Raw genomic sequence first — 331 nt, forward strand, 5'->3', positions numbered from 1 at the left:
TGAAAGGTGGCGGAAAACGAAGAGCCACTTGTCGAACTGGGTGTTCAGCTGAGCTTGAGTTTTCCGGAACTTTGGCAGCTCGATATAGATAAACTTGAGCTTGTCGTAGAAGACCCTGCACAGCTGGTCTTTGAGCTCGACAAGGTGCAGGAGCTGTTTTTCGTTTTTGTGGTCGTCGAAGATGAAGTCGAGGATGCCGACGGTATATACGGGCTGAAGGCGGTAGTCCCAATCGCCTTTTTGGGCCTGCTCTTGAATAGGGAAGGAGGCATAATAGATGCTGCGGTCTCGGAAGAAGTTCTGCCGAGCTTTTTGGAGCTCGACGATGAAC

The 331-nt window shown here is 50.8% G+C and carries 1 protein-coding gene; it reads right to left on the reverse strand.

The annotated features are described in order from the left end of the window. The coding region (locus tag FRY97_RS22145) for a PD-(D/E)XK nuclease family transposase (protein ID WP_211356968.1) at nt 1–331 on the reverse strand (331 nt) is incomplete at both ends.

It is taken from the genome of Phaeodactylibacter luteus (assembly GCF_007993045.1).
GTDB classification, from domain to species: Bacteria; Bacteroidota; Bacteroidia; order Chitinophagales; family Saprospiraceae; genus Phaeodactylibacter; species Phaeodactylibacter luteus.